This window comes from Aeromonas enterica, from assembly GCF_054052465.1.
Genome location: NZ_JBSTYL010000014.1, coordinates 12,060 through 37,944 on the forward strand (window position 1 = coordinate 12,060; position 25,885 = coordinate 37,944).

General features: G+C 55.4%; 30 protein-coding genes. 8 read left to right on the top strand and 22 right to left on the bottom strand.

The features are described 5' to 3' along the window. Positions 1-5 precede the first annotated feature (5 nt). From rplW to rpsJ, 4 genes are read right to left on the bottom strand one after another with little or no spacing between them, the layout of a single operon-like run. Positions 6-308, bottom strand: coding sequence for a 50S ribosomal protein L23 (gene rplW, locus ACW5XD_RS14785; protein WP_042019359.1), 303 nt, complete (start codon positions 306-308; stop codon positions 6-8). Further along, the gene (gene rplD, locus ACW5XD_RS14790; protein WP_005340616.1) at positions 305-910 is read right to left on the bottom strand and encodes a 50S ribosomal protein L4; all 606 of its coding nucleotides are present in this window, start codon (positions 908-910) and stop codon (positions 305-307) included. Before rplD ends, rplW begins: the two co-directional genes overlap by 4 nt. A 17-nt stretch (positions 911-927) precedes the next feature. Further along, positions 928-1,560, bottom strand: coding sequence for a 50S ribosomal protein L3 (gene rplC, locus ACW5XD_RS14795; protein WP_005319753.1), 633 nt, complete (start codon positions 1,558-1,560; stop codon positions 928-930). Between the two features lie 22 nt (positions 1,561-1,582). Beyond that, positions 1,583-1,894, bottom strand: a complete 312-nt coding sequence (rpsJ, locus tag ACW5XD_RS14800) for a 30S ribosomal protein S10 (protein ID WP_005307944.1) — start codon at positions 1,892-1,894, stop codon at positions 1,583-1,585. 356 nt (positions 1,895-2,250) lie between these two features. Here rpsJ and ACW5XD_RS14805 point away from each other — a divergent pair, with 356 nt between their 5' ends. Beyond that, complete coding sequence (locus tag ACW5XD_RS14805; protein WP_456495498.1) at positions 2,251-3,165, top strand: DMT family transporter; 915 nt, start codon at positions 2,251-2,253, stop codon at positions 3,163-3,165. Between the two features lie 37 nt (positions 3,166-3,202). Here ACW5XD_RS14805 and envZ read toward each other — a convergent pair whose 3' ends face one another. Both envZ and ompR read right to left on the bottom strand, forming a co-directional pair. Then, positions 3,203-4,513, bottom strand: coding sequence for a two-component system sensor histidine kinase EnvZ (envZ, locus tag ACW5XD_RS14810; protein ID WP_456495499.1), 1,311 nt, complete (start codon positions 4,511-4,513; stop codon positions 3,203-3,205). Further along, a complete protein-coding gene (ompR, locus tag ACW5XD_RS14815; protein ID WP_456495500.1) occupies positions 4,510-5,229 on the bottom strand; it encodes an osmolarity response regulator transcription factor OmpR in 720 nt (239 codons plus the stop codon). The genes envZ and ompR overlap by 4 nt, the downstream gene beginning before the upstream one ends. Positions 5,230-5,466: 237 nt before the next feature. Here ompR and greB point away from each other — a divergent pair, with 237 nt between their 5' ends. The 3 genes from greB (at position 5,467) to ACW5XD_RS14830 (ending at position 9,354) form a co-directional block, all read left to right on the top strand. Beyond that, positions 5,467-5,940 carry a transcription elongation factor GreB gene (gene greB / locus ACW5XD_RS14820; protein WP_043136397.1) on the top strand — a complete coding sequence of 158 codons (474 nt, stop codon included), beginning with the start codon at positions 5,467-5,469 and terminating at the stop codon, positions 5,938-5,940. Between the two features lie 347 nt (positions 5,941-6,287). Beyond that, on the top strand, positions 6,288-8,600 hold the full coding sequence (locus ACW5XD_RS14825; protein ID WP_456495501.1) for a Tex family protein: 2,313 nt from the start codon (positions 6,288-6,290) through the stop codon (positions 8,598-8,600). 343 nt (positions 8,601-8,943) lie between these two features. Continuing rightward, on the top strand, positions 8,944-9,354 hold the full coding sequence (locus ACW5XD_RS14830) for an H-NS family histone-like protein (RefSeq protein ID WP_456495502.1): 411 nt from the start codon (positions 8,944-8,946) through the stop codon (positions 9,352-9,354). 1,016 nt (positions 9,355-10,370) lie between these two features. Here the strand turns inward: ACW5XD_RS14830 and ACW5XD_RS14835 are convergent. The 11 genes from ACW5XD_RS14835 to ACW5XD_RS14885 form a co-directional block, all read right to left on the bottom strand. Continuing rightward, positions 10,371-12,695 (bottom strand): DEAD/DEAH box helicase, encoded by a 2,325-nt coding sequence (locus tag ACW5XD_RS14835; protein ID WP_456495503.1) that lies wholly within the window; start codon positions 12,693-12,695, stop codon positions 10,371-10,373. Next, positions 12,692-13,381 (bottom strand): hypothetical protein, encoded by a 690-nt coding sequence (locus ACW5XD_RS14840; protein WP_456495504.1) that lies wholly within the window; start codon positions 13,379-13,381, stop codon positions 12,692-12,694. The genes ACW5XD_RS14835 and ACW5XD_RS14840 overlap by 4 nt, the downstream gene beginning before the upstream one ends. 93 nt (positions 13,382-13,474) lie before the next feature. Continuing rightward, entirely contained in the window at positions 13,475-15,571 is a 2,097-nt protein-coding gene (locus ACW5XD_RS14845) for a replication endonuclease (RefSeq protein WP_456495505.1), read from the bottom strand. Next, on the bottom strand, positions 15,568-15,849 hold the full coding sequence (locus ACW5XD_RS14850; protein ID WP_456495506.1) for a hypothetical protein: 282 nt from the start codon (positions 15,847-15,849) through the stop codon (positions 15,568-15,570). The genes ACW5XD_RS14845 and ACW5XD_RS14850 overlap by 4 nt, the downstream gene beginning before the upstream one ends. Positions 15,850-16,085: 236 nt before the next feature. Further along, on the bottom strand, positions 16,086-16,802 hold the full coding sequence (locus tag ACW5XD_RS14855; protein WP_456495507.1) for a hypothetical protein: 717 nt from the start codon (positions 16,800-16,802) through the stop codon (positions 16,086-16,088). A gap of 5 nt (positions 16,803-16,807) precedes the next feature. Continuing rightward, entirely contained in the window at positions 16,808-17,773 is a 966-nt protein-coding gene (locus ACW5XD_RS14860) for a P2 family phage major capsid protein (protein WP_456495508.1), read from the bottom strand. A gap of 11 nt (positions 17,774-17,784) precedes the next feature. Further along, positions 17,785-18,345: a GPO family capsid scaffolding protein gene (locus ACW5XD_RS14865; protein ID WP_456495509.1), complete on the bottom strand. Its 561-nt coding sequence runs from the start codon at positions 18,343-18,345 to the stop codon at positions 17,785-17,787. Further along, the gene (locus ACW5XD_RS14870; protein WP_456495510.1) at positions 18,342-18,671 is read right to left on the bottom strand and encodes an ogr/Delta-like zinc finger family protein; all 330 of its coding nucleotides are present in this window, start codon (positions 18,669-18,671) and stop codon (positions 18,342-18,344) included. Before ACW5XD_RS14870 ends, ACW5XD_RS14865 begins: the two co-directional genes overlap by 4 nt. Beyond that, the gene (locus ACW5XD_RS14875; protein WP_456495511.1) at positions 18,653-18,865 is read right to left on the bottom strand and encodes a hypothetical protein; all 213 of its coding nucleotides are present in this window, start codon (positions 18,863-18,865) and stop codon (positions 18,653-18,655) included. Before ACW5XD_RS14875 ends, ACW5XD_RS14870 begins: the two co-directional genes overlap by 19 nt. Further along, positions 18,865-19,104, bottom strand: a complete 240-nt coding sequence (locus tag ACW5XD_RS14880) for a hypothetical protein (protein WP_456495512.1) — start codon at positions 19,102-19,104, stop codon at positions 18,865-18,867. Before ACW5XD_RS14880 ends, ACW5XD_RS14875 begins: the two co-directional genes overlap by 1 nt. Beyond that, positions 19,101-19,430, bottom strand: coding sequence for a Cox family DNA-binding protein (locus ACW5XD_RS14885; RefSeq protein WP_456493934.1), 330 nt, complete (start codon positions 19,428-19,430; stop codon positions 19,101-19,103). The genes ACW5XD_RS14880 and ACW5XD_RS14885 overlap by 4 nt, the downstream gene beginning before the upstream one ends. Positions 19,431-19,534: 104 nt before the next feature. On the opposite strand from ACW5XD_RS14885, the gene ACW5XD_RS14890 reads away from it, so the two are divergent. Both ACW5XD_RS14890 and ACW5XD_RS14895 read left to right on the top strand, forming a co-directional pair. Continuing rightward, entirely contained in the window at positions 19,535-19,834 is a 300-nt protein-coding gene (locus tag ACW5XD_RS14890) for a helix-turn-helix domain-containing protein (RefSeq protein WP_456495513.1), read from the top strand. A 66-nt stretch (positions 19,835-19,900) separates the two neighbouring features. After that, entirely contained in the window at positions 19,901-20,887 is a 987-nt protein-coding gene (locus ACW5XD_RS14895; protein WP_456495514.1) for a phage integrase, read from the top strand. 143 nt (positions 20,888-21,030) lie between these two features. Here ACW5XD_RS14895 and ACW5XD_RS14900 read toward each other — a convergent pair whose 3' ends face one another. The 4 genes from ACW5XD_RS14900 to bioH all read right to left on the bottom strand — a co-directional run bounded on the left by ACW5XD_RS14900 (position 21,031) and on the right by bioH (position 23,278). Next, positions 21,031-21,309: a hypothetical protein gene (locus ACW5XD_RS14900; RefSeq protein WP_456495515.1), complete on the bottom strand. Its 279-nt coding sequence runs from the start codon at positions 21,307-21,309 to the stop codon at positions 21,031-21,033. 97 nt (positions 21,310-21,406) lie between these two features. Then, positions 21,407-22,207 carry a putative metalloprotease CJM1_0395 family protein gene (locus ACW5XD_RS14905; protein ID WP_456495516.1) on the bottom strand — a complete coding sequence of 267 codons (801 nt, stop codon included), beginning with the start codon at positions 22,205-22,207 and terminating at the stop codon, positions 21,407-21,409. Between the two features lies 1 nt (position 22,208). Next, complete coding sequence (locus ACW5XD_RS14910) at positions 22,209-22,442, bottom strand: hypothetical protein (RefSeq protein WP_042866965.1); 234 nt, start codon at positions 22,440-22,442, stop codon at positions 22,209-22,211. Between the two features lie 71 nt (positions 22,443-22,513). Then, positions 22,514-23,278 (bottom strand): pimeloyl-ACP methyl ester esterase BioH, encoded by a 765-nt coding sequence (gene bioH / locus ACW5XD_RS14915; RefSeq protein ID WP_456495517.1) that lies wholly within the window; start codon positions 23,276-23,278, stop codon positions 22,514-22,516. A gap of 38 nt (positions 23,279-23,316) precedes the next feature. Between bioH and ACW5XD_RS14920 the strand changes: the two genes are divergently transcribed. Together ACW5XD_RS14920 and nfuA are read left to right on the top strand one after the other, a co-directional pair. Then, positions 23,317-24,045 carry a ComF family protein gene (locus tag ACW5XD_RS14920; protein WP_456495518.1) on the top strand — a complete coding sequence of 243 codons (729 nt, stop codon included), beginning with the start codon at positions 23,317-23,319 and terminating at the stop codon, positions 24,043-24,045. Between the two features lie 149 nt (positions 24,046-24,194). Next, on the top strand, positions 24,195-24,773 hold the full coding sequence (nfuA, locus tag ACW5XD_RS14925; protein WP_011704302.1) for a Fe-S biogenesis protein NfuA: 579 nt from the start codon (positions 24,195-24,197) through the stop codon (positions 24,771-24,773). Between the two features lie 106 nt (positions 24,774-24,879). On the opposite strand, the gene gpsA is transcribed toward nfuA, so the two are convergent. After that, positions 24,880-25,884: an NAD(P)H-dependent glycerol-3-phosphate dehydrogenase gene (gpsA, locus tag ACW5XD_RS14930; RefSeq protein ID WP_456495519.1), complete on the bottom strand. Its 1,005-nt coding sequence runs from the start codon at positions 25,882-25,884 to the stop codon at positions 24,880-24,882. Between the last annotated feature and the right edge of the window lies 1 nt (position 25,885).

Sequence of the window (25,885 nt, forward strand, 5' to 3'; positions counted from 1 at the left end):
TCCTCTTACTCGGCTGCGCCCATGAAGTCGATGTCCTGACCAGCTTTCAGGGTCACATAAGCCTTTTTCCAATCGGAACGACGGCCTACGCGTGCACCTGCGCGCTTGGTTTTACCCTTCATGTTCAGGGTACGGACGGTCTCAACTTCGACCTCGAACAGTTTCGCAACTGCAGCTTTGACTTCCGCCTTGGTGGCGTCGACAGCAATTTTGAACACGATAGTGTTCTGCTTCTCGGCGACCATGGTGCTCTTTTCAGAGATATGCGGAGCCTTCAGAACTTTCAACAGACGCTCTTCGCGGATCATGCCAGCATCTCCTCGATTTGCTTAACTGCATCAGCAGTCATCAGAACCTTGTCGAAAGCGATCAGGCTGACCGGGTCGATACCGGCAACGTCACGCACGTCAACTTTGTACAGGTTGCGAGCAGCCAGGAACAGGTTCTCATCGACTTCAGCTGTCACGATCAGAACGTCAGTCAGTTCCATCTCTTTCAGCTTGGCGATCAGTTCTTTGGTCTTCGGCGCTTCGATGCCGAATTTCTCGACAACGATCAGGCGCTCTTGACGTACCAGCTCGGACAGGATGCTACGGATAGCGCCGCGGTACATCTTCTTGTTTACTTTTTGGCTGTGATCTTGCGGCTTAGCAGCAAAAGTCACACCACCGGAACGCCAAATGGGCGAACGGATGGAGCCAGCACGGGCACGACCAGTACCCTTCTGACGCCACGGCTTTTTGCCGCCACCAGACACTTCAGAGCGAGTCAGCTGCGCGCGAGTACCCTGACGGGCACCTGCGGCATATGCAACGACGACCTGGTGAACCAGAGCTTCGTTGAATTCGCGCCCGAAGGTAGTCTCGGAAACTTCAAGAGCGCTCTTGGCGTCTTTCATTACCAATTCCATTACTATCTCCTCAGACGTTACGCTTTGACGGCAGGTTTGACGATCACGTTGCCGTTGGTTGCACCTGGGACTGCACCTTTGATGAGCAGCAGGTTACGTTCAGCGTCAACACGAACCAGTTCTAGGTTCTGAGTCGTTACACGCTCAGCACCCATGTGACCAGCCATCTTTTTGCCCTTGAATACACGACCCGGAGTCTGGTTCTGACCGATAGAACCCGGAGCGCGGTGAGACAAGGAGTTACCGTGGGTCATATCCTGGGTACGGAAGTTGTGGCGCTTTACAGTGCCCGCAAAACCTTTACCTTTGGATGTGCCGGTAACGTCTACCATCTTAACGTCAGCGAGAAGATCTACTTTCAGCTCGCTACCAACAGTGAACGTTTCACCGTTGTTCAAGCGGAATTCCCACAGACCGCGGCCGGCTTCTACACCAGCTTTGGCGAAGTGGCCAGCTTCCGGCTTGGTCACACGGCTGGCTTTTTTGGCGCCAGTGGTAACCTGAATAGCGTTGTAGCCGTCGGTTTCTACAGATTTGACCTGAGTTACACGGTTAGCTTCAACTTCGATAACAGTCACCGGGATAGAAACGCCATCTTCAGTGAAGATGCGAGTCATACCCACTTTGCGACCTACAAGACCGATTGTCATTGTTATCAACCTCTTTCCGTAATTAACCCAGGCTGATCTGGACGTCTACACCAGCTGCCAGATCCAGACGCATCAGAGCGTCAACGGTCTTGTCAGTCGGTTCAACGATGTCTACCAGACGCTTGTGAGTGCGGATCTCGTACTGATCACGCGCATCTTTGTTGACGTGCGGGGAGATCAGGACGGTGAAGCGCTCTTTGCGAGTCGGCAGCGGGATAGGACCGCGAACCTGCGCGCCGGTGCGCTTTGCAGTTTCAACGATTTCCGCTGTGGATTGATCAATCAGGCGATGATCAAAAGCCTTCAGGCGAATACGGATTCTTTGGTTCTGCATTGACAGAGCTCCAATAGATAAAAGAACATAAACCAACACCGCCCGACCGGGAATTATCCCGCCAGAGGTGTGATTTTTCACGTTTCCCCCCATATCGGGAGGACTGTATGGCTGGCTGTCCGTAAACGAACAACTCAGCGGCAGACATATCGTCTGGCTTACCTCATGGGTAAGCGGAGGGGATTATACGGATTTTTCAAATTTGCGCAAGGGAGGGCGAACAGATTGTGCGCAGTTTTATGTGACAGATGGATCTCGCCGGCGGTGGCGCCATTCCCCACCAACCGGGGGTAACGACAATGTTACAAACAGGCTGGTAGACTGTGCGCCTGCCTCCGTCAGTGGAACGACATTCTATGCTCAAAGATCAAAAGAAAGCCTATCAGTATGGACTCTGCGCCGTTGCCCTCTGGTCGACGGTCGCCACCGCCTTCAAGATTTCCCTCGCCTACTTCGAGCCTGTGCAGCTGCTGCTTGTGGCCGCCTTCACCTCGACCCTGACTCTCGGCGCTATCGTTGCCAAGCAGGGCAAGCTGACACTGCTGCTGAGTTACCTCAAGGCCCGCCCCTTCTATTATCTGGCGCTGGGGGTATTGAATCCCTTCCTCTATTACCTGCTGCTCTTCAAGGCCTATGACCTGCTGCCCGCGCAACAGGCGCAGACCCTCAACTACACCTGGGCCATCACCCTCAGTCTGCTGGCCGTTCCTTTTCTCGGCCAGAAGCTGCGCCGCCGCGACAGCGTCGCCATAGTTCTGGGCTACTTTGGGGCCCTGGTGATCGCCACCAAGGGGGATGTATTCGGCCTGCAGTTCGACAACCCGCTCGGGGTGACCCTGGCGCTGGTATCAACCCTTATCTGGGCCAGTTATTGGATCCTCAACACCCGCAATCAGGGAGACCCCATCGTCAGCCTGCTGCTCGGCTTCATCATCAGCCTGCCTTTCATCGTCGCGGCGACCTGGCTGCTCTCCGATTTTGCCATGACCGCCTGGCAGGGCTGGGCCGGCGCCATCTATGTGGGCCTGTTCGAGATGGGTTTCGGCTTCGTGCTCTGGCTGATGGCCCTGCGTCACGCCACCAACACGGCCCCCATCAGCAACCTCATCTTCATCTCGCCGTTTGCCTCCCTGGTGCTGCTCAACCTGATGATCGGCGAAGCCATACACCCGGCAACTCCAATAGGGCTTGGGCTGATCGTGGCCGCCCTGCTGATCCAGCAGCTTAAATACGGCAAGCGCTACCGCAAGAGCGCCGAGCCGCAAGCCTGACAATGCAGAAGGGCGTATCCACGGATACGCCCTTCTCTCAATCCATCCACTCCAGTGGCTGATTCTTGGGTAGCCGGATCTCCACCAGCAAGCCCCCCAGTTCCGATCGCCCCAGCCGTATGGTGCCATGGTGCTGAGAGACAATCTTGGCGACTATGGCCAACCCCAAACCACTGCCGCTGCCGGTGCGGGCCTCATTGCCCTGAGTAAACGGCTTGAGCACCCGGTAGTAATCCTGCTCCGGGATGCCGGGGCCATTGTCTGACAGACGCAGCCGTACCCAGTGGCCGTCATCCTTCAGCTCGGCATGCAAGCGGCTCGCGCCATAGCGCAACGAATTGCCAGACAGGTTGTTGAGGATACGCCGGATACTGATGGGATTGCAGGCCACCCGCACCGCTTCTTCCGGCAATTCGAGATCCACCTCCAGCCCCTGATCGGTTTGCACCAACAGCACATCGTGGATCAGCTGGGTCAAGTCGATCTGCTGGGTATCCAGCCCCTCGTCCGGCCGAATGTAGTCGATGAACTGATCTATGATGCCGTTGGACTCATCAATATCCGCATTGATGCTCTCCTTAAGGTACTCATCCCCGGACGACATCATCTCGGTCGCCAGCCGGATACGGGTCAAGGGGGTGCGCAGATCGTGGGAAACCCCGGCCATCATCAGGTTGCGCTCCTCGATCAACCTCTTGATCGAGCTTGACATGTGGTTGAAGGTGCGGGTCAGCCGGCGTACCTCCCGCGAGCCCTGCTCCCCCAGCGCATCGGGGAAGTTGCCACGGGCCACCGCCACGGCACCGGCTTCCAGATCCTCCAGCGGCCGTACCAGCTGGCGGGCAAACCGCCAGGCCGCGAACAGGGTCACCACCAGCAGTACGCTCATATAGAGGATCAGCGGCTCTATGTCGTCATCTTCGATCTCGGTCAGCGGGATGCGTACCCAAACCTTGCTGGCCTGGGGCGGCTGAATCCAGATGATATAGTGATCCTGAATCTCGACCCGCACCTTGGTCTTGCCTCCCAGCTCACGGCTGATGCTCTCTTCCAGATAGGTGTAGGGCTTGGAGTCATTGAGCCCATGCTGTTCCGCTTCTGTCTGGGTATAGATATCGCTGCCGGTCGCCACATAGACCAGCGCCTCGGCATCCTCGCTCAGCGCCAGCTGGTTGCTTTCGACCGGAAAGATGAGTTTGACCTGATTGGCCAGCAGGTGGCTGATCTGCTTGACGGTCGGCGCCAGCAGATAGTTGTAAAAAGTGGCATAGGATACAAACTGATAGACCACCAGGACGGCGGCCAGAAACCAGAGCATGCGGGAGAACATGCTGCTCACTTTCTTCATTCGCCGTCACCGTCCGGCACGAAGACGTAACCCAGGCCCCAGACAGTCTGCAGGTAGCGCGGCTGGGCCGGGTCCTGCTCCAGCAGCCGGCGCAAACGGGAAACCTGCACATCAATGCTGCGCTCGGTCGCCGTGTATTCACGGCCCCTGGCCAGGTTCATCAGCTTGTCGCGGGAGAGAGGTTCGCGAGGGTGGCTGACCAGCACCTTGAGCACGGCAAATTCGCCGCTGGTCAAGGCCACCGGCTCGCCATCACGGCTGAGTTCACGGGTCGCCAGGTTGAGCTGATAGCTACCGAAGGTCACCATCTTCTCGGCGCTCGAGGGGGCTCCCGGTAACTCGACGGTATGACGCCGCAGCACGGCGCGGATCCGCGCCAGCAGCTCACGCGGGTTGAACGGTTTGGGCAGATAGTCATCAGCCCCCATCTCGAGCCCGACGATGCGATCCACCTCATCGCCCTTGGCGGTGAGCATCAGCACCGGGATCTGGTTGCCGGCCTCGCGCAGGCGGCGACAGATGGAGAGGCCATCCTCCCCCGGCAACATCAAGTCCAGCACCATCAGACTGAAGTTTTCACGGGTCAGCAGGCGGTCAGCCTGTTCTCCATTGGCGACGCCACGAACCATGAATCCCTGTTCGGTCAGATAGCGTTCCAACAGGGAACGTAATTTCAAATCATCGTCGACGACCAGAACCTTGTATTGCTGACTCATTACTGCCTCTCCTCTCGATATGCTGCCAATACTAGAGCTCGGGCTCGTAACGGCAAAGCATAAATATGTTACCGGTTATTACCCATGTTGCTGGCTTGGCGGCTCTTATCACAGGTTCCATCGCTCTTGCCTCACCACCGGCACCCAGTTTTTGCTCGACAGCGAGGTGCCAGTAGATAAGATCTGCCGAGCCACAAGAGGCCCATCAGCCCACATTGACGCAGGTAGTTGAAATTCATGAAAACCAAGCTGATCACCCGTGAAGGCTACAACAAGCTGAAAGAAGAGCTCGATTTCCTGTGGCGCGAAGAGCGCCCCGAAACCACTCGCAAGGTGGCCTGGGCCGCCAGCCTGGGCGATCGCAGCGAGAATGCCGACTACCAGTACAACAAGAAGCGGCTGCGGGAGATCGACCGGCGGGTACGCTACCTGCGTAAATGCCTCGAGGAGCTGGGTATTGTCGATTATGCCCCCGCCCAGGAGGGCAAGGTGTTCTTCGGCGCCTGGGTCGAAGTGGAGAACGACGAAGGCGAGACCAAGCGCTTTCGCATCGTCGGCTATGACGAGATCTTTGGCCGCAAGGACTACATCTCCATCGATTCCCCCATGGCCCGCGCCCTGCTCAAGAAGGAGGTCGGGGATGAGGCCATAGTGCCTACGCCAGTCGGTGACGTCTGTTGGTATGTCAACGAGATCAGTTATCCGAAGTGACGGTGGCGGGAGGCGCTCGCCTCCCCGCCATGGGCAAGGGCTGATGCCCTGCCCGCCCAAGCAACGAGCCCCCATGACCAGTATCTGGGCGGCCAGCCCCTCTCCCGCCATTCGGTCCGACAGCCATGCATGTCATTTCAGCAGGGTGGCATAGCGCCGCCCGACCCCATATAGTGCTCACATTTGGCGCCTTGGGTGCGGGCCAGTCCCGGCGATGCTCAATGCACACCATGCGGTCCCCCTCATGATGTAGAAGAGAGGCGGCGAGCTGTCGAGCGGCATACCCGGCCGCAGCACATCGACGCCACCCCGGGCCAGTTGGATAGAAGCGACCACAGAGATCCCAGATGCACAGCCATGTAATAGAGAGACAGATTGCCGGTGAGCTGAATGCCCGTCCGGAACAGGTGCAGGCGGCCGTGCGCCTGCTGGATGAAGGTTCGACCGTGCCCTTTATCGCCCGTTATCGCAAAGAGGTGACCGGTGGTCTGGACGACAGCCAGCTGCGCACCCTGGAGAGCCGGCTCGGCTATCTGCGCGAGCTGGAGGATCGCCGCCAGGTGATCATTCGCTCCATCGAGGAACAGGGAAAACTGACACCCGAGCTGGCCCGCGAGCTGAACGGGGCCGACAGCAAGACCCGGCTGGAAGATCTCTATCTCCCCTACAAGCCCAAACGTCGTACCAAGGGGCAGATGGCCATCGAAGCTGGGCTGGAGCCGCTGGCCAATATGCTGTTCACCGACCCCATGCAGGATCCCGAGCAGGCAGCAGCCCGCTTCCTCAATACCGAGCAAGGAATAAACGACAGCAAGGCCGCCCTCGACGGTGCCCGCTACATCCTGATGGAGCGTTTCGCCGAGCAGGCCGATCTGCTGGAGAAGCTGCGGGACTACCTGTGGCACAACGCCACCCTGCGGGCCCGCGTGGTGGCGGGCAGGGAGCAGGAAGGGGCCAAGTTCAAGGATTACTTCGAGCACGACGAGCCGCTGCACAAGGCTCCCTCTCACCGGGTGCTGGCCATGCTGCGCGGTCGCAACGAGGGCATCCTCAATCTGGCGCTTATCACAGGTGAAGACGAAGGCTCCAGCCCCTGCGAGGGCATCATAGCCCACCACCTCAAGCTGAACCTGCAAAACCGTCCGGCCGACAAGTGGCTGCAGGGGGTGGTGAGCTGGACCTGGAAGATCAAGCTCTCCTTGCAGATGGAAACCGAGCTGATCGGCCGCATCCGCGAATCGGCAGAAGACGAGGCCATCAAGGTGTTCGCCATGAACCTGCAGGATCTGCTGATGGCAGCGCCGGCCGGCATGCGCTGTACCATGGGGCTGGATCCGGGCATCCGCACCGGGGTCAAGGTGGCGGTGGTAGATGCCACCGGCAAGCTGGTCGATCACGCGACCATCTATCCGTTCGAACCCAAGCGCCAGGTTGACCAGAGTCTGAAGACCCTGAGCGAGCTGTGCCAGAAGCACAAGGTCGAGCTCATCAGCATAGGCAACGGCACCGCCTCGCGAGAGACAGACAGGCTGGTCAGCGATTTGTTCGAGCGCTACCCCGCCGCCAAGGCGCAGAAAATCGTCGTGAGCGAAGCAGGGGCCTCCGTCTACTCCGCCTCCGAGCTTGCCTCCCAGGAGTTCCCGGATCTCGATGTCTCCATTCGCGGCGCCGTCTCCATCGCCCGCCGGCTGCAGGATCCACTGGCCGAGCTGGTCAAGATAGATCCCAAGAGCATAGGCGTGGGCCAGTACCAGCACGATGTCGGCCAGAGTCAGTTGGCACGTCGGCTGGATGCGGTAGTCGAGGATTGCGTAAACGCGGTCGGGGTCGATGTGAATACCGCCTCGGTCGCCCTGCTGAATCGGGTTTCCGGCCTCTCCCAGACCCTGGCCCAGAATATCGTCGCTTATCGGAATGAGCACGGCGCCTTCCAGAGCCGCCAGCAGTTGCTCAAGGTAAGCCGGCTCGGCCCCAAAGCCTTTGAACAGTGTGCCGGCTTCCTGCGCATTCGTGGCGGCAGCAATCCACTCGACAGCTCGGCGGTCCACCCGGAATCCTACCCAGTGGTTGAAAGGATCCTGACGCAACTCCAGCAGCAAGTTGAGAGCCTGCTCGGCAACGGCAGCCTGCTGCGCAGCCTGAAGCCGGCCGACTACACGGATGAGCAATTCGGCGTGCCCACTGTCACCGACATCATAGGTGAGCTGGACAAGCCGGGCCGCGACCCGCGACCCGAGTTCAAAACCGCCACCTTCAAGGAAGGGGTGGAGAAGATCGGCGACCTGGTGCCCGAGATGATGCTGGAAGGGGTGGTCACCAACGTTACCAACTTCGGTGCCTTCGTCGATATCGGCGTCCATCAGGATGGGCTGGTACACATCAGCTCCCTGACGGATCGCTTCGTCAAGGATCCCCGCGAGGTGGTCAAGGCGGGTGACATAGTGAGAGTCAAGGTGCTGGAGGTGGATGCCCCGCGCAAGCGGATCAGCCTGACCATGCGACTGGACGAAAAAGCCGGACAACCGGCCCGCAAGCCTGCAGAATCCCGCAACGCGAATGCTGGCAGTGCCAAGCCGAGACAGGCGCCGCGTCCAAGCACGCCGGTGGGTGGTGCCATGGGCAGCGCCTTCGCGGCAGCTCTCTCCAAAGCCAAGAAATAAAAAAAGCCCCGAAAGGTCTTTTTTATAAGCTTGATAACTGTATGAAACAAAAGGATTTGTTTCAGTCAATGTCCACACGTTGACCACATTGAGAGAAAATGACCAAAGCCCCGCATCGTCGGGGCTTTTCTCATCAACGCAAACTTCGCCACCAATGCTGCCGCGCTACGCTTACCACCCTGTGTAATGGGCAAGATGAGCAAACATTATCTTGCTCATTCCACGGGGCCATTACTTCTTATTCCCCCATTATCCGAATAATATCTTTATATCCTTTCCAATTTTCTATGATATGTTTCCCAAGAAATTTATAACCGCTTATCTGCCATTTAATGGGGACTCCATGAACGAATTTCTTAAAACACTATTGAATGTTCGCAGCCTTCGTGCGGCCCTGCGCGAGCTGCCATTTGAACAGCTGCAAGAAGCGAAAGAAAAATTCGAGCTGGTTTATACAGAGCGTTTTGAATCCACCGAAAAAGAACGAGCCGAGCAAGCAGAGCATCAGCGTAAACTTGCTGAGTTCTCTGAGATGCTGAAACAAGCCGGTGTAGATCCCCGCGACTTAGTAAGCCAAGCTGCCCCAGCCGTTTCGACTAATGCCAGCAATAAGGCTAAACGAGCGCCACGCCCTGCTAAATACAAGTATCAAGAAGATGGCCAAGAGAAAACCTGGACTGGCCAAGGCCGTATGCCTAAGGCAATTGCCGAGCAAGTGGCACTAGGTAAGAACCTTGATGACTTCTTGATTTGATATCAGCACTTTACTAACTGCCGCCTACGGGCGGCTTTTTTATACCTCCAGACCACCTAAACATCCAACTCATTGCAAGACGTCATAGACTGCGCAAGAAGCCTAAAATTCACGTGTGAATTTATTTTCCAAAGCAAAAATGACAATCAAGACATTGATATATAAAGAATTTCATGAATTGTAATGAGGCGGTGTAAGACGGCTCGTTTGCTGATAAAGCCCCACGGAAAATCAAGTAAATAGATATTTTTCAATTACTTATGTTTTTCAGCATGAAATTTCCTGTGAACATTTCCCTCAAAAACGATCACAAAATGAAGTTTTGTGAAATTCTGATTTCCTCTCAAATCATCAGTAACGGCGCAGGTTAGAGTGGCAATTTTCATCACAAAAAAGTTGCAAAAAATGCCCCATTTTTAGCCCTGAGGTGGGTGGGGAGGAGTGCGGATTCCGTGGGATAGAGATTTCCGTGGGCTTTGGATCTGATGCATCCAGGATAGTGACATCAAGAAGATGGCTAGGAGAAAACCTACTAACCCTTGGCCGATGATAGAAGAGGCATTCAGGTGAAATGTTCACTGTTTTCAGTTCGGGTTTTCGCCGCAAAGCCCAGTGCTGGCGGGCTCTGGACATATGGTTTTACAGCAATCCATTTTTGCAAAAAATTTTCTATACGGGGCGCGCAGGCGGGAGCGGATTAGCGCGAATTCCGTAACGCATCTCTATCCGTGGCTCTTTCTGCTTGTGTGGATGTCTGTATGCTCTGAGCTTTATTTTGGGAGCTCTGAGTAGCCCTACAGGGATTTGTTAATGATGACATCATCCTCTCTTGGTTCGTTGTTAAAACTACTCGTACTTAGCTTTAAAAAATCGATGTGTGTATGCAACACGTTGGAGTGAGGGGAAGAATACAGATATTGTGGCATGAATAATAACGCCTTCACTTTATATTTTCATACAAACATAAACCGTCAATATTGACGGCTTATGCTTTATGATTTTTTACTAAATAAAAATCAAATGTACCTAGATATTAGGTCATATTGATCATTATTTAATGCACTTATTTTTCTATTAAAGATAATTTTATTTTCATCCACACTATCAACAACTTCAACTAACCATTCCATGTCCTCAAAATTAAACCCATATCTAAGTAGCCATATCTCCAAAGCTTTATTAGTTCCATATACAATATAATTTTTAAGTGATATTGCTCTTTGATCATTAGTTTTTTTATAGTACACATCAAACGCGGCACTTAATGGCGCAGATAAGCACAATGATATTACTTTATCTAGATAGTCGTATGTGTCATAAACGATCGTATCGTAATCAATGTCATTTACCGACATTTCATTCTCAAATAGATAAGAGCCTCGTAGATCTATGTTTGGAATAGAGCTAGCTCTAGGTGATGACCTAACTTTCAAACCTTTAACTAGTTCTTGATATTCGACATATTTAATTTCTCCTGACCTAAGCATTCTTCTCAAACGAAAGCGCTCACTACGTTGGGATAAATATGAGTATCGCAATGAGATTATTTCACTAAAGGAACGACCTTGTACATGCCATAAAAGAATGGGGATTGAAGCACTTAGAACTGATGTTTCAGCCTTACTAAGACCGTCTCTTTTTAGGTGAGAGCAATATATTTTTTTAAATGCCTGCTTTATACTTTTACGATCTTTTTCTTTAAGGGCATAGTATTCATCTGCGGTTACTGGGCGATTTTCAGAATTAATAAAAAAATTGAGGATAGTTTCAATATCAGGTTCTATATCAGCTTCCTTCATACGCTGAACTTGAACTTCTGGTATATGATAATCTATGTTGTATGTATTATCCTTTGTGGCATCAATGATGTCTTGTAAATTTGGATCAATGTTTTCAGATGGCAGGTCTAATAACGACACATCATTAATTGAGTAGCTTAGTCTGTATCTTTCTGTAAATGTTTTGACATTTCTCTTGTTGACTATTGTATATCCATAATCAAAGCTATCTTTATCAAGACTGCTTCGCCCTGCTCGCCCAATCAAGTTTTTTAGCGTTAACTCATTCATATTCGAGAAATTATCAACCCATACAACATCAAAAGGCATATTAATGCCTTGGCTTAAGGTGGATGTTGCAAAGCATATTTTTGCATGCCCACCTTTAATAAAATCCTCGATTAAAAGCCTTGCCCTTAAAGGCATAGAACCATGATGAATCACAATTCCATGAGTCATCATCTCAACCAACCTAGACCCTTTTGTCGTTCGTGATGATTTAGAAGCACCGATGTAATGTCGTAATTTTTCAATTATACCAAGAGCATTTTCATTTTTAATTTCCGGACAAAGAGACATATATCTATTGAAAATATCTCTATAGTCACCATTATATATTTTATTTTTAGATGTATAGATTAGCAGCGTCCCTCCTGATGTCAGCACATCCTTAGCCGGGTCATTTTCAGCTGGTATTGGATCACCTAACTCATTCGGTGAAAAGTAATGAAATGCATCATCATCGAAATATAAAAATATTTTACCCACTGCATGGTAGTCATAATTTTTGGACTGTGCGCTACTACTGTCATTTAAGTTATGCTTGATTAATTGCGCTTGTGGATTACTTACAAATGGATGCGTGAAAATAATTTTTGAATTAGGGAATGCAACACTCGCACGCCTAACGAATGAGTCAAAGGTTAAGCCTCGGATTGGTTCATCTGAGATTTGTGCCTCATCAAGAAGAAACATATCAATCTTGAACGCATGCTCAAAACCAAATAACTCAGAAGCTCTTTCTGGAGTGAGAATAAATATTCTCTTCTTGGTTTTTGAAATATTTATATTATCCACAAATTGCAGCACTAAGGTATTGTCATTGACCTCCCCAATTATATTATGATAATACTCTGTTATTAATGCTCTGGATGGTACAACAATTACAACGTCATGTTCGCATTCCAATATTAACTTTCTAAAAAGAAATGATTTCCCTGTGCTCGTTGGTGCTGAGAATGAAAAATACTGCTGTCCTTTGATAAACCTGTATGCACTGGCTTGGATTGGAGTAAGCAAACTTCCAGTATCATGTTCAATCGCTTTTGAGAAAATGGAATAGACCTCCTCCAATAGAGAGGAGGACTCTTTCTTTTTATAAAAAAGGCCAAGCACTGAAATTATTTTACTTTCATAAGGACGAAGTGCAGCAGGATGGAATTTTTTTATGTACGCAATTACCTCTGTGATTTTTGGATCAACAGATCCTTCCTTGTGAAGAGACCTTATAGCATTGATAAGGGTGTCATCAAAATTCTCGCCATATATAAGATCTGAAATCATAAAACCTCAACCCCGACCAAGAACACTTCATGTTTTTTTGATAAAGCTAACGTACTTGCATGTTTTTTTGCATTTTCCATAATTTTAAATGGATTCTTTGCATTAATAGAAAATGCCGCTGTAAACGCTCTGTTATTGAAGCTGGAAAAGTTCACTTTTGCATCATCAGACAAAAATGGCAATATTGCCCTAAACTCCATTTGATCTTTTTCCTTTGTTATGAAACTTTCAATCTGAGTCAAAGCGTCAGTGTATTTGGTTGTTGTTCCACCATACTTCGCCTCGCCAAATGAAACTGTCTTTGCGGAAGTTTCCGTATGGAAATCGAACCCTGGATTCCCTATTATTTTTTCTTTTAACAGCTCAGCAAGTGGCAGTTTTATATGATTTTTGAATTTTTTTAATACGTCTTGAGCTGACATTGATATCATGTACTCACCGAAATCTTCGGTAATGGCCGTTTCAATTTTATTAAAAATATCATCTACCAATTTATTAATCGTAGGTTGTGCCATAGCAGTAAATGATATTTTGTCATATGCACCCAAGTTGTCTAGCCATGTTTTATCGCTTATTGTTTCTATCATGTTTTCAGCATGTGATTTAACATCATTGATTTCTATCAGAAGGGAATGAACTGGCTGGGAGCCAGGTGCTCTTAACACTGAGTACGATTTTATCTTCATGAAATACTCCATTTTTCAAAAAAGTATCACATGAGCCCCAACGCTCGTACATAGTTAAAGATAAATATATTTATTAATGTGATGAAGATCTATTTAATTCCACTGACTAAGAGTGGATTGAATCTTTTCATTGAGTTTACTTACTGGTTCAATTTTCGATAGCGTACAGTTATTGCCAGAGCTCCAAGGAGCGCAGCTGACGCCGCTTAAGGGCTCCTCGCTACGCTCGTCAAACCCTGCTTCGCTTTGCTCGCTCAACACCTCCTCGGCGCTCTCTGCGGGCTTGTCGGTCGCCTTGCGGCGTAGCACCCAGCCATCAAGGCGGGTTCGCTTAACGGCGTTGCCAGCGGCTACACCCACAAGCCGGATCACATCTTCCCCGTACTTGTTCTTGGCAGGGTCTATCAGGTGATGCAGCCGCACCGGCCGGGCATCCCGTGGGCATACAGGGCCGCCCATGGAATAGGTAAACTCCTTCCAGTTCGCCGTGTCCGCATAGCGGCGGCACTCTTCCATGATCTCACTCGCCAGCGGGGCCACCGTCCGGCCTTCCTTCTCTTGCACTCGCCCAGGTAATCGCCGCAGCTCTCGCCACACGCTCACAGACGGCCCGCCCAGTTGCTGAAACTGGCGCAGGCCCCACAGGGACGCCCACGCCCTGACCCGTCTAGCCCCCTCACTGGCGGCGGTTTGGGCCTCAAGGTCGCCTTCGTCCCCTATCTGGTGGCCATCTATATTTTTGGCGATGTATTTGACGATGTAGCCCACGGCCCCGCCTTTGGCTGGATCCATGGCCTTCCAGTCAAAGCGCGGGGTGATGTCGCTATAGGGCCGCTTGCTCACGGGATGGCGTTTGCGCTCAAGGTCGCTCTGGTCATGGCTCAGGGCGTAGCGCTGCATGGTGCTTATCAGCTCATGCTGCTGGGCAGGGGTCACGAACAACAGCAGATGCCAATGAGGGGTGCCGTCGTGATGGGGTTCAACCACCCGAAAGCCGAAATACTCGATACCACGGCGGGCGAGTGCCGCGCGGCAGCGCTTCCAGAGGGTGCCGAGATAGGTGTTGGTGTCGCGGGGCGTGTGGCCCTGATACTTGGGGTTTTCCGTGGTGCGGGCCGGTTGGCCATGTCCTTGGGGGGTGGTCTTCCATGGGTGATATTGGCTCGGGGCTGTCCAGGTGAAGAACAGGCCCACATAGCCCATTTCGTCCGCTGCATCGGAGAAGCCCCGCGCCCTGACCACCAGTTCATCACGGCGGTTTGACGGGTTGGCCATTGAGCTGGCCACGGCATCGGCCAGGGAAATGGTAATGTCGTGCGCTTCGTTGTGCGCCTCCATGCTCTTGAGCCACTGCTCGGCGGCCAGCTGGCGCTCATTGAAGGCCCGCAGGGCGTAGCTCGACACATAAGGCGATACACCCCGCCGCACCTTGCCAAGCAAGATGGCGCAGTGTTCCCGATATTGCTCCCAAAGCTTACGCAGTTTGCGGGCCCACCATTGCGGGTCAAGCCAGCGGATAAGCTGGGCCGCAATGAAGGTATCGCGGGCCTCGGTGCTCTTGAAGCGTGGCAGAGTGGGCAGGAAGCCCCAAGGTTTGAGGGGCTGGCCACAGACCCGCCAGAGGTAGGTGGCGGGCATGGTGCCGGTCTGGCCATTGGTGCTTGCATCCAGCAGGCGCCAAACCCGCTCGGCATAATCCACCGCCAGCTTGTCGCGGCGGTCTTTGTGCTGCAATTGTTCCAGTGGTTCGGGCAGGTCGGCTTGTACTTGCCGCAGCACCTTTACCCGGTCGCATAGCCAGAGGTTGGCCTCCTTGCAGCTGATGCCCTTGAGGATGGCCGGCACCCGCCGCACGCAGTAGCCAACGAACAGCTCGCCGACCAGTTCATCGGCCAGTTGCACCGACCCGCCCTGTCCCCGTTTGACCGAGAACATCAGCAGGTCGAGCGCCCAATCAAGGTCATAGACCCCCAGCCAGTCCTTGAAATAGGAGCGGATAGTGTCCTCTGAGGCGGGAGCGTGGCGGTTGCGCTGACGGGCGGGTTTGCGGGCTTCGTCAAGCGGGTAAAGTGGCCGCAGTTGCAACTGTAAAATGTGGGTCATCTTCTTGACCCGTGCTCGTAGGATGGCGGCGGACTGGTTGCGGCGGGGGTGGCCTTTGTCGCTGAGGGTGCTGAGGGGGTTATTCATGCGCGGCCCCCTACACAGTCCCGCAGCGCCCTGGCGTGGGCGGCGGCCTTAGCGTGGGCTTGGCGCAAGGTGGCGCGGGTCAGCCTGCACATATGTAGCAGCACCCGCGTTTGGGCCCTGTCACGTAGGCCCCTGACCCGTCGCCGAATGCGTAACACGGCGAGACGCGATTGCAGGATATAGAGGCGGCGATGGTCTTGGCGCAGAGACTCGCTCCAGAATGCGGACAAAGCGAGCCCCTCCGCTTGCTGGGCGGCATTGAATTTGATACTGTTCATTGGCTATCTCTTGTCGTGCTTGATATGGGTTAGCTAAGGGGAGCCCTGCAATGGCTCCCTTTGTCTTTTCTGGCGTTCTGCCTCTCTTGCTCTCCTCTTCCTTGTTTACCTTTCCCATCCGGCCATTTGTCCGGCGTGGCGTGGTTGGCTTTGCTAATCTGCGCCCGCTCGCGCTGTTGTGATAAGCGTGTGAGCACTGGGGGAGCCGTTATCGGCGCCCCTTTTTCGTGTCGCCGTTACTCTTTCAGCTCATGGCGCAGTGCCTGCCGCTTGCCCTGACTGTCACACAGCGCCAGCAAGTCATTTGCCCGTGGCCGGGTGAGGATGCCCAGTGCGGCGCGGGCGGTGGGGTTGTCCCCTTCCAGCGGGGCGGCGGTGTAACTCATGGCCTGCTTGAGGGCGTGGGCCAGTTCGTTCACAGCCCACTTTTGCGCCCCCTCCGGCCCCATGATGGCGGCCTTGGCATGCGTCAGGGCGGCCAGCTCGGTCAGATGTTGCTTGAGGGGCTTGAGGGTGACGGGCACCACCTTGTGGTCAAGGTAGCTTTCGTAGCACCCGGCCACGATGCTCTGGGCGTTATTTACGGCCAGCAGGGACTGATAGAGCGGCAGCGCCAGCCGTCTCTCTTGACGCTGGGACAGGGTGAGCGCTTCTTTGGCATCTTCGACCAGCTCGCCCAGTTCGCGGTATTCCCGCGCCGAGTCGAGCGAGGTCGCGCCGCCTAGCAGCTGGTTAATCCGCCCTTGGCGTAGCTCTTCGAGGCGGGCCTTGGCCGCCGGGACGCGCTCTTGCAACTGCTTGCGCTGCTGGCGCAAGGTCATCACCTCGTCATCCAGCGCCATCAGCTTGGCGCGCTCCTCCTCAAACCGGGCGATGTGGTCATCCAGTCGGCTGGCGGGCAGTGGCACGGCGGCGGACGGGGTCGGCAGGGTGTGCAAAGTCGGTTGCGGCATCTGGGTTACTCCTCAGTGGCAAGGGTGATGGCATCAAAGGCGGTATAGGCGGTCGGCTCGCCCAGCCCGTAGGCTTGGCCCCGGATATAGCGGATCCCCCAGGAGGCGAGGTCGTCTATGCTATCGGCGCTCAGGCGGTGGGAATGGTTGACGGTCAGCACCTGCAAGTTTTCAGTGAAGGTCAGCGCCAGAAAGGTGCCGGGCATGCGCTGGCTGGACAGCGTGGGCATGTCGGCAATCTTCATCCGCTGCTGCTTGTCCCGCACAATGCCGGGCTTGAGATAGGCTTTCTTGTGGGCGCGCAGCAGGTCATGACCGACCAGCACCCGCAAGCGCGGGTCGTTGCGGTACGCCTCGGGCATCTTTTCAATCAGGGCATACACCATGCTGTCGAGGTCGGCATAGTCCCCCGCGCCGCTGGTATCAAACACCACCGCATCGCGCAGCACCCGCGCCCCGTCCGGGTCAGCCTCTTTGGCCAGCGTAGGCCAGCCCTTCATCACATCTTCCCCGTTCTGGTTGGCCTCGGGGTCAGTGTTGATGGCAGCCGACTGGCCCCAGAACCCGACCCGCAAAATGTCATCGCCAAAGGCGGCCAGCGCCAGCGCTTCGAGCGCCTTGTTGGCCTGCTGCTGGTTCATGCCGCCCAACATTTGCCCCAGCTGTTGCCATGTCCAGATAACGCTGCTGTCCATCGGCTGATAGACGTGGCTCTGCTTGGTGGGGTCTGCCGGGACAAGGAACCGCGCCTGCGCTTTGCGCCCGGAGCGCAGCGTCTCTTTGATGGGGTCATACAGTGGGGCGCTTTGGTCATCCACGCTCAAGTGGGTCAACAGGTTCAAAAACGGGGATGCTTGCACAATGGCAGCACTCAAGGCGCTGCTGACGGTGGGATTCAGGGTGCCAAAGCTGGCTTGGGTAATGGGGACAAAGCTCATGCGCATGTCGCGCAACAGGTCAGATAACGTCATGGGGCAAACTCCTAATAAGCACGAAGCGGGGGCGTTTCATTGCGCGAGGTGAGGCGGTCGAGGGTCTGTTGCATCCGGTCAAGGTCCTGACTCAGTGCCTTGGCCCTGTCGTGCAGGGTGCTGAACTGCTGGGTATTGGCCGCTGTCCAGCGGTGGGATTGGCCAATCAGCGGGCGGGCCTGACTGAACTTGAGACGGGTCAAGCCGGTGCTGGCGGGTTCGTCCGTGACGCCCAGCGCCCCCAGATACCACTTGCCCGTGCCAGCAAAATTGGGCTTGGGCTCGATAGAGCAAAATTGCAGGTGGCCAAGGGCGTTAAGGTCCATCAGCTCCAGCGTGGGGCAGAGCACGGCAAACAGCTTGAGTACGCCTTGCACGGTGTCCGCCTTGAGCGCTTCCACATGCCCGACCGGGCGACTACGCCCATGCTCGGGCCACAGGCAGGCGGTATAGAAATCGGGGTCGTAACTCTCCGCCATCTGGTGCAGCCACTCGGGGGCGATGTGCTGGTCGTCCACGGTCGGCCCCGCCGAGGCGATACAGACCCAGCCTGTTTTAACCGGGGTAGTCATAGTGCGCTCCTTCGTATCACAACGGGCTTGTTCCGCGCGATTTCGGCTTCGGCATCGAGCACTTTTTGGCGCTCGGTCACCGACTCATGCAGCTTGCGGTGTTCATCCGGGGAGAGGCCACGGGACAAGGCCGCTGCCATTTCTCCGCACTGCTTGGCAGAGGGGGTTAAGGTGTGGCTAAAGGACAGGGTGGACACCCACGTATGCCCACAAATCGGATCCATGCATTGGCAGTAGAGGTTCGCCACCTCCCAGCTCATGCGATAGGTTTTTTGGATGCGTCCTTGCCCACCGCACTCGGTACACATCACTCGCTGAGCGCGCATATGTCCCCCTGATAATGTGGGTTGATAGGATGGGGTAAGCGCTGCCAGAGGGCGCCCCACGCGATAGCATTGGGCTGCTCAACGGCGGCGATGTAGTCCGGCAGGTGAATGAAACGCTGGCAGGCAGTCCCCGCCAGCTTGCGGCGTTGGAGCCGCAGGTTGCGCAATGCGCAGGGGATAGATAAGATGCTCATCAAATCATGCCCTCTAAAGCTGATTTGGAAACCCCGCTTGGTGCTGCAACACCGTTAAGCGGGGTTTTTCTTTGCCCGTCATTCAGGTCCCGCAGCACCGCCAGCTTGTGGCACAGGCAGCGAGCCCCCTTGTCATGGCTGGCCCGCTGCTGGCGCTCCCTCACCTGCTCGACGGTCTCGCGCAGCAACTGCGCCCCCGCCATGTTCATGGCCTGTTGTTCATCCCCTGTCTGGCTCATACCGGACACCCCAGCCCCAGCCAGGACAACCAGCCGTCACGAATTTCACGGGGGCGGCTCTCAAAGGCCAGCTTCATGCCCTCGTTCCATGCCGGGAGGTAAATCCAGTATTCGGCGGGGGCGGTCGGGTTGAGGGGGTTGCGCATCGGCACCACCGGCACCTTGCCCTTTTCAATCATCCCCCGCACTGCGCCCTTGGTTTTGCCAATCATCTTGGCGAACACCTCAACGGGCACCGCATCAGAGGCGTTAATCATCGGTTCGAGCACCAGTGCGACACGGGGGTCGGCTTCGGTCGGCGGTTGGTTATGGGTTGCTGCTGTCATCTGATATTCTCCCTTGTTAGCCCTAATGGGCCTTAATGGTCCACAATGGAGCTTTGAACCAAGTTATCGGCTTCCCGATAACAAGCTAACGGGATAATGACACCATGTCAAACAACGTAGGAAAAAAAATCAGACTCATGAGGGAGTCTGAACTGATTAATCGCAAGCAGCTTTCGGATATAACAGGGATTCCATACACCTCTCTGGTGTACTACGAATCAGATAAAAATTCCCCGGATGTTCAAGTAGTTATGAAAATACTTAACCATCCCAGATTCACGAAATACACGCTCTGGTTTATGACCGATGAGGTCGCTCCAGAAGCCGGGCAGATAGCACCGGTTCTCGCACACTCTGGGCAAGACGAAACAGACTGTTCAGCCTCAGGCAAGAAAACTGGCTAACCCTGCATGAGGCGTTTCTCGACGCCATAGAATCATCAGGTTTGGGTTACATCGGAGGGCTTCCTTATGTCGATTAAGAAGCTCGATGATGGTCGTTATGAAGTGGACATGAGACCGCAGGGGCGCAACGGAAAGCGTATCCGGCGGAAGTTTGCCAAGAAGCATGAAGCAACCGCCTTTGAGCGGTATGTGCTGGCAAACCAGCATGACAAAGCGTGGATAGAGAAACCGAAGGATGCCCGGCCATTGTCCGAGCTCATCCAGCTCTGGTGGCTCTACCACGGGCAGAATATGAAATGGGGTGTCACAGCACGCCAAACTCTGGGGCTGGTTGAGCGGTTAATGGGTAATCCCTGTGCTTTCCAGATTGATGATCGTGCTATTGCCGTATTTCGATCTCGCCTACTCAGCCAGGGGATCAAAGCCTCAACGGTGAATCGGCGGTTGATCACCTTGGGGGGGATGTTCAGTTTCCTGATTGGCGCCGGGATGTATCACGCACCTCATCCATTGAGGGAAATGAAGAAGCTCAAAGAGGCCCCCACCGCCATGAGCTATTTATCTCAGGGTGAGATTACCGGCTTACTGACTCGATTAGAGGGTGACAACCGTAATCTGGCCATGTTGTGTTTGAGCACGGGTGCAAGGTGGGGAGAAGCGGCCGCACTTAGAGCCGAACATGTCATCAATCAGCGGGTCATGTTCGTGGCCACCAAGAATGGTAAAACGCGCGTGGTGCCAATCTCGGCAGATATATCAGCACAGCTGGTTGATGGGAAAATAGGGCGGCTATTTCCGAATGTGGATTACCTGACAGTGCGGCAGGTATTGCGAGAGGTGAAACCGGACTTGCCACACGGGCAAGCATCCCATGTGTTGCGCCACACCTTCGCTACACACTTTATGGCCAATGGCGGGAACATCATCACGCTACAGCGGATTTTGGGCCACGCGAACATCCAGCAGACAATGTCCTATGCGCACTTTGCGCCGGATTATTTGCAGGATGCCATCACCTTCAATCCATTGCGGGGAGGTACTGGCATTGGATGACCACACGGTGTCCACATTAGGGGGCATTTTACCCGATGTTATCGGGCCATAATGGCTGCTAAGTGATTGATACCCTGTGCGACCGATGGCTTCACAGGGTAGGTTAAAGCCCCGAAAGGGGCTTTTTTACAAGACGCCAAGGCTCATTGACTGAGGGTGGCCAAAATACTTTCTGGATCCTGATGCCGGGCCAGCACCTCCCGCAGTCGATTGAATGCCTTGCAGGCCTCCTGCGGGTACTTGCCATAGGAGACTACGCCGGTATGGCTCCAACCGGCCGCCAGCATGATCTTCTTCTTGAAGTGAGTACCTTCAGTTCCGCCGCCGCCAAGCTGCATCAAAAACTGTTCCATCTGAAGGTGAGGAGGGGGAATCCGGGAGAAGGTGGCAAAGTCTTCCGGTTTGACTTCATCAAAATGCATGGCGATTCCTGTGATGATGAATGGGACTACCCCTCAGATTAGTTGCAAATGCCCGGGGCGTGATCGAAAAATCAGGGGAGGAAGAGTGGCGCGGCGCTCAGACGTTCAGGCTGAAACCCTGCTGCGCAGCGGGCCTGACCGCCTGTTGATAACGTTGGGCAATGACCTGATTGCGCTGCTCCATATAGCCGTTCAACACACCCGTCTTGGCACTGCCATCAGCCGCCAGGGCGGTATCAGGGTCGGATGAGATCAGCGCCTTGCGTGCCTGCGCCTCCTTGGCGGCGGCACTTCTGGCTACGCTCAGATCTTGAGAAGAGGGCTCGGCAGGCGCCAGTGCGGCGGCGCGCACCTGCTGCATCTTGGAGATGGTCGCTCTGGGATCACCGGGAATGGTCCCGATGTCGATGGAGACGCCACCACCAGTGGCGTAACGCTTGCCATCCGGCCCCATGGCAAACTCATAGGTAGGACTGCCGGCATACTGGCCACCGGTGCTCTGATGCGCCTGCTCGTGAGTACGTACCTCCTGATCCCTGTCGGCCAGCTCCTTGACCTGCAACTCCTGCTTCTGCTGTTGCTCCTGCTGCCTGGGATCCTGCTGTTGCTTGCTGCGCTGCCCGTCTTCCGCCGTGGCCTCAACGAAGCGGTGATCAACCGGCGTTTGCGGATTGCCGGTCTGGGAAGCTTCCCGCGTCTGCTGGGAGGTCTGGTTGGGATTGGCCTGGCTTGCCTTGGACTTGTCTTTCTGTGAGCCGACTTCAGGCTCGGCATTGAATGCCTCGCTCTGACGGGTCTGGGGAATAAGGGCTGCACGGCGATTGTCAGTGCGTGCCGATTCCGTCTGCGGTTGCAGCTGATTAGGAATAATGGTCGGCAGACTGACATTGATGTTCATGTCACACCCGGATATCGATCAGGGTACCCATCACATCACTGGCGGTCTGGATCACCTTGGCAGATGCTCCGGCCTGTACTTCGGCCACCTTGAGGTTGACCAGCTCATCGGGCAGTTGCACCTGATCACCGCTCGGGGTATTAAGCCGGGCGATCTGGCTGGATGCCTTGTCGGCAATCTGTTCCGCTCGCTGAAACCCTTGTACTCCGCTGTTCAATGCAGAATCTATACGCATGATGACACTCCTCTGACGCTGGATTAATTATCCGTCACGCCAGAGGATTAATGAAGCAAATAGGTTATTTTTCAGCCAACAAAATGTCGAATGATTTCAACGAACTGCTGTGGATGGGAAATAAAGGGCGCATGCGAGGCCTTTTCCAGCACCAGGCTGTGACTGGCCGGGTAGCGTTCGTCCAGCAGCGGTATGGCCGCCTTGGGCACCAGGGAATCCAGCCGGCCATAGACCCGCAGCCAGGGCAGGCTCAGCGTTGTCAGCGCATCGCGCAGATCAACGTCAGCCAGCAGACCGAGTCCAGCCTCCAGCGCCGCAAGTTGGGGAGCCGGACGCTCTGCCAACCAGTGGCGCAGCTGGCGGATATCATCCCTGGCGTGTTCGCTGCCCATGGCCTGGATCGCGAGGAAACGCTCTATGGTCTGCTTGAAGTCCCCCGCCAGCATCAGATTGAAGCCGGTCAGTACTTTGGGAGCTATCCCCGGCCAGTCGTCACGGGCCATGAAGCAGGGGGAGCTGGCTACCGTGATGAGCGAATGGCAGCGCTCAGGTTGGGTCAGCGCCAACTGGCTCGCCACCAGACCACCGAGGGACCAGCCGAGCAGATGGCACTTCTGCGGCAAGACGGCTGCGACCTGCTCCGCTAGCCAGGGCAAGGAGTACTCACTCCCGTCGGCCAGCGGGCTGTTGCCAAACCCGGGCAAGTCCACCAGATGCAGCCGATAGTGGGCCGCCAACGGTTGGACAATGCCATGCCAGACTGCGCCATTCATGCCCCATCCGTGCAACAGCACCAGATCGGGCCCCTGACCAAATCGCTCTACCGATACGCTCATCTAGACTCAAGATCCCTGTTCATTCTCTTGGGGTCAGCATGTTAAAGCGGCTGCTCGCCAAAGCAAGTCCGATCCTTGGCAACCATGCCGACTGGCAGGGCCACTGTCTGCTCTGCCAACAGCCTTGCGATGCACAGCCGCTGCTCTGCAGCTGGTGCCAGCAGGCCCTCCACCAGCCCTATCGCAAATGCAGCCTGTGTGCGGCGCCCTTGCCGGAACCTGACGGAGAAACCAAACCTGTCTGCGGGCGCTGTCAGCGCAGGCCACCGCCCTGGCAGCGGCTGCAGGTCATTGGCGACTACCAAGCCCCCTACTCCATGCTTATTCCGCAGTTGAAATATTCTGGCCAGATCCTGCTGGCGCCGCTGCTCGCCCGTCTGCTGGCCGATCATCTGGAGAAAGACGTTCTCCCCGAGGCCATCATTCCGGTACCCCTGCACTGGTGGCGACACTGGTGGCGCGGCTTCAATCAGGCAGAGGAGATAGCCATCACCCTCGGCGAGATCATCGGCATCCCCTGCGACACCCGGCTGCTGCGCAGAACCCGAGCCACCCCGCAGCAGACCCGGCTCAGTGCCGCTCAACGGCGACGAAATCTGCGCGGTGCCTTCCAGATCCAGCCCCACCATTATCGGCATGTGGCCCTGCTCGACGATGTAGTGACCACGGGGGCGACGGCGGGTCGGCTCACCCGCTTACTCCACGAGAGTGGCATCGAAAAAGTGGAGGTGTGGGCCATTTGCCGTACGCTAAAACACCTCAAATGACACTCTATATGGATACCGCAAGCTCAGGCACATCAGGCAGCCATAGGTATATTTGACATATGCTCGGCGCCATCTGCATGCTACCCAAGCACTGCCAAGCGAGTTATCATGAATACCCTAGTCGTACACTCAGGTTTATGAGGATAGTGATGATCAGCATTTCCGACACCGCCCAGGCCCATTTCCGTAAACTGCTGGAAAAACAGCCTGATGGCACCAATATCCGGGTGTTTGTGGTCAATCCGGGAACCCAGAATGCCGAGTGCGGCGTATCATATTGCCCACCCGACGCGGTCGATCCGGAAGATCAACACCTGCCCTTCAGCGGCTTCGACTGCCTGGTCGATCCTCTGAGCGCCCCCTTCCTGGTCGATGCCACCATCGACTTCGTCACCGATCAGATGGGCTCCCAGCTCACCCTCAAAGCGCCAAACGCCAAGATGCGCAAGGTGGCCGATGATGCACCGCTGATCGACCGCATCGAATATGTGCTGATGTCCGAGGTGAACCCCATGCTGGCCGGTCACGGCGGCAAAGTCACCCTGGTCGAGCTGACCGAAGACAAGCTGGCCATCCTGCAGTTTGGCGGTGGTTGCAACGGTTGCTCCATGGTCGACTACACCCTGAAAGAGGGGATCGAGAAGCAGTTGCTGGAGAAATTCCCGGGCGAGCTCAACGGCGTCAAAGATGCCACCGAGCACCAGCGCGGCGATCACTCCTACTATTGATCCCGTGCCAGTGGTGATCACCCGCCAGGTTTGATCCCCCTTGCTGCACATAAAAAGGCCCCGCCAATCTGACGGGGCCTTTTGCTATCCGGCATAGGCGGATGGCTTATTCGTCGCGCTTGTCCCGGCTGAGCAGGGCGATGGCGGCCTCTTTCGGGTTCTTGCCCTGATAGAGCACCTGGAAGATCTGCTCGCAGATGGGCATCTCGACGCCACAACGGGCCGCCAGCAGATGCACCTCCTTGGTGTTGCGATAGCCTTCCACCACCTGACCTATCTCGGCCATGGCGGTATCCACGCTCTTGCCGGCCCCGAGGGCCAGACCGAAGCGACGGTTGCGCGACTGGTTGTCGGTACAGGTCAGCACCAGATCCCCGAGCCCCGCCATCCCCATGAAGGTTTTGGCGTCGGCACCCAGGGCCGCTCCCAGACGCTGCATCTCCACCAGACCCCGGGTGATGAGTGCGGTTCTGGCATTGGCGCCAAAACCCAGTCCGTCGGAGAGACCGGCGCCGATGGCGATGACGTTCTTGACCGCACCGCCCAGCTGCAGGCCGACGAAGTCCGGATTGGTATAGACCCGAAACGAGCGCCCGCAGTGCAGCAGGTGGGAGAGATCATCGGCGAAGTCATCGTGAGTCGAAGCCACCGAGATAGCGGTCGGCAAGCCTGCCGCCAGCTCCTTGGCAAAGGTGGGGCCGGAGATCACTGCCAGCGGCATCTCGTCACCCAGTACTTCGCGGGCCACATCTTGCAGCAAGCGACCGCTGTCCGGCTCCAGCCCCTTGGTGGCCCAGGCGATACGGGTATCAGGACGCAGGAAGGGCTTGATCCGGGTTAGCACATCACCAAATACATGGCTTGGCACCACCAGCAGCAGTACGGGCGCGGCTTGCACCGCCGCCTGCAGATCGGCAGTCAGTTGCAGATCGGCAGGGAAAGGGACATCGGGCAGAAAAGCCTTGTTGCAGCGATCTTGTTCCAGCTCGGCGACATGGGCGGGGTCGTGACCCCACAGCAGGGTCGGATGACCGTTGCGCGCCAAAGAAATGGCAAGGGCGGAGCCATAAGACCCCGCCCCCAAGACCGAGATAGCGATCTGGTCAGCCATT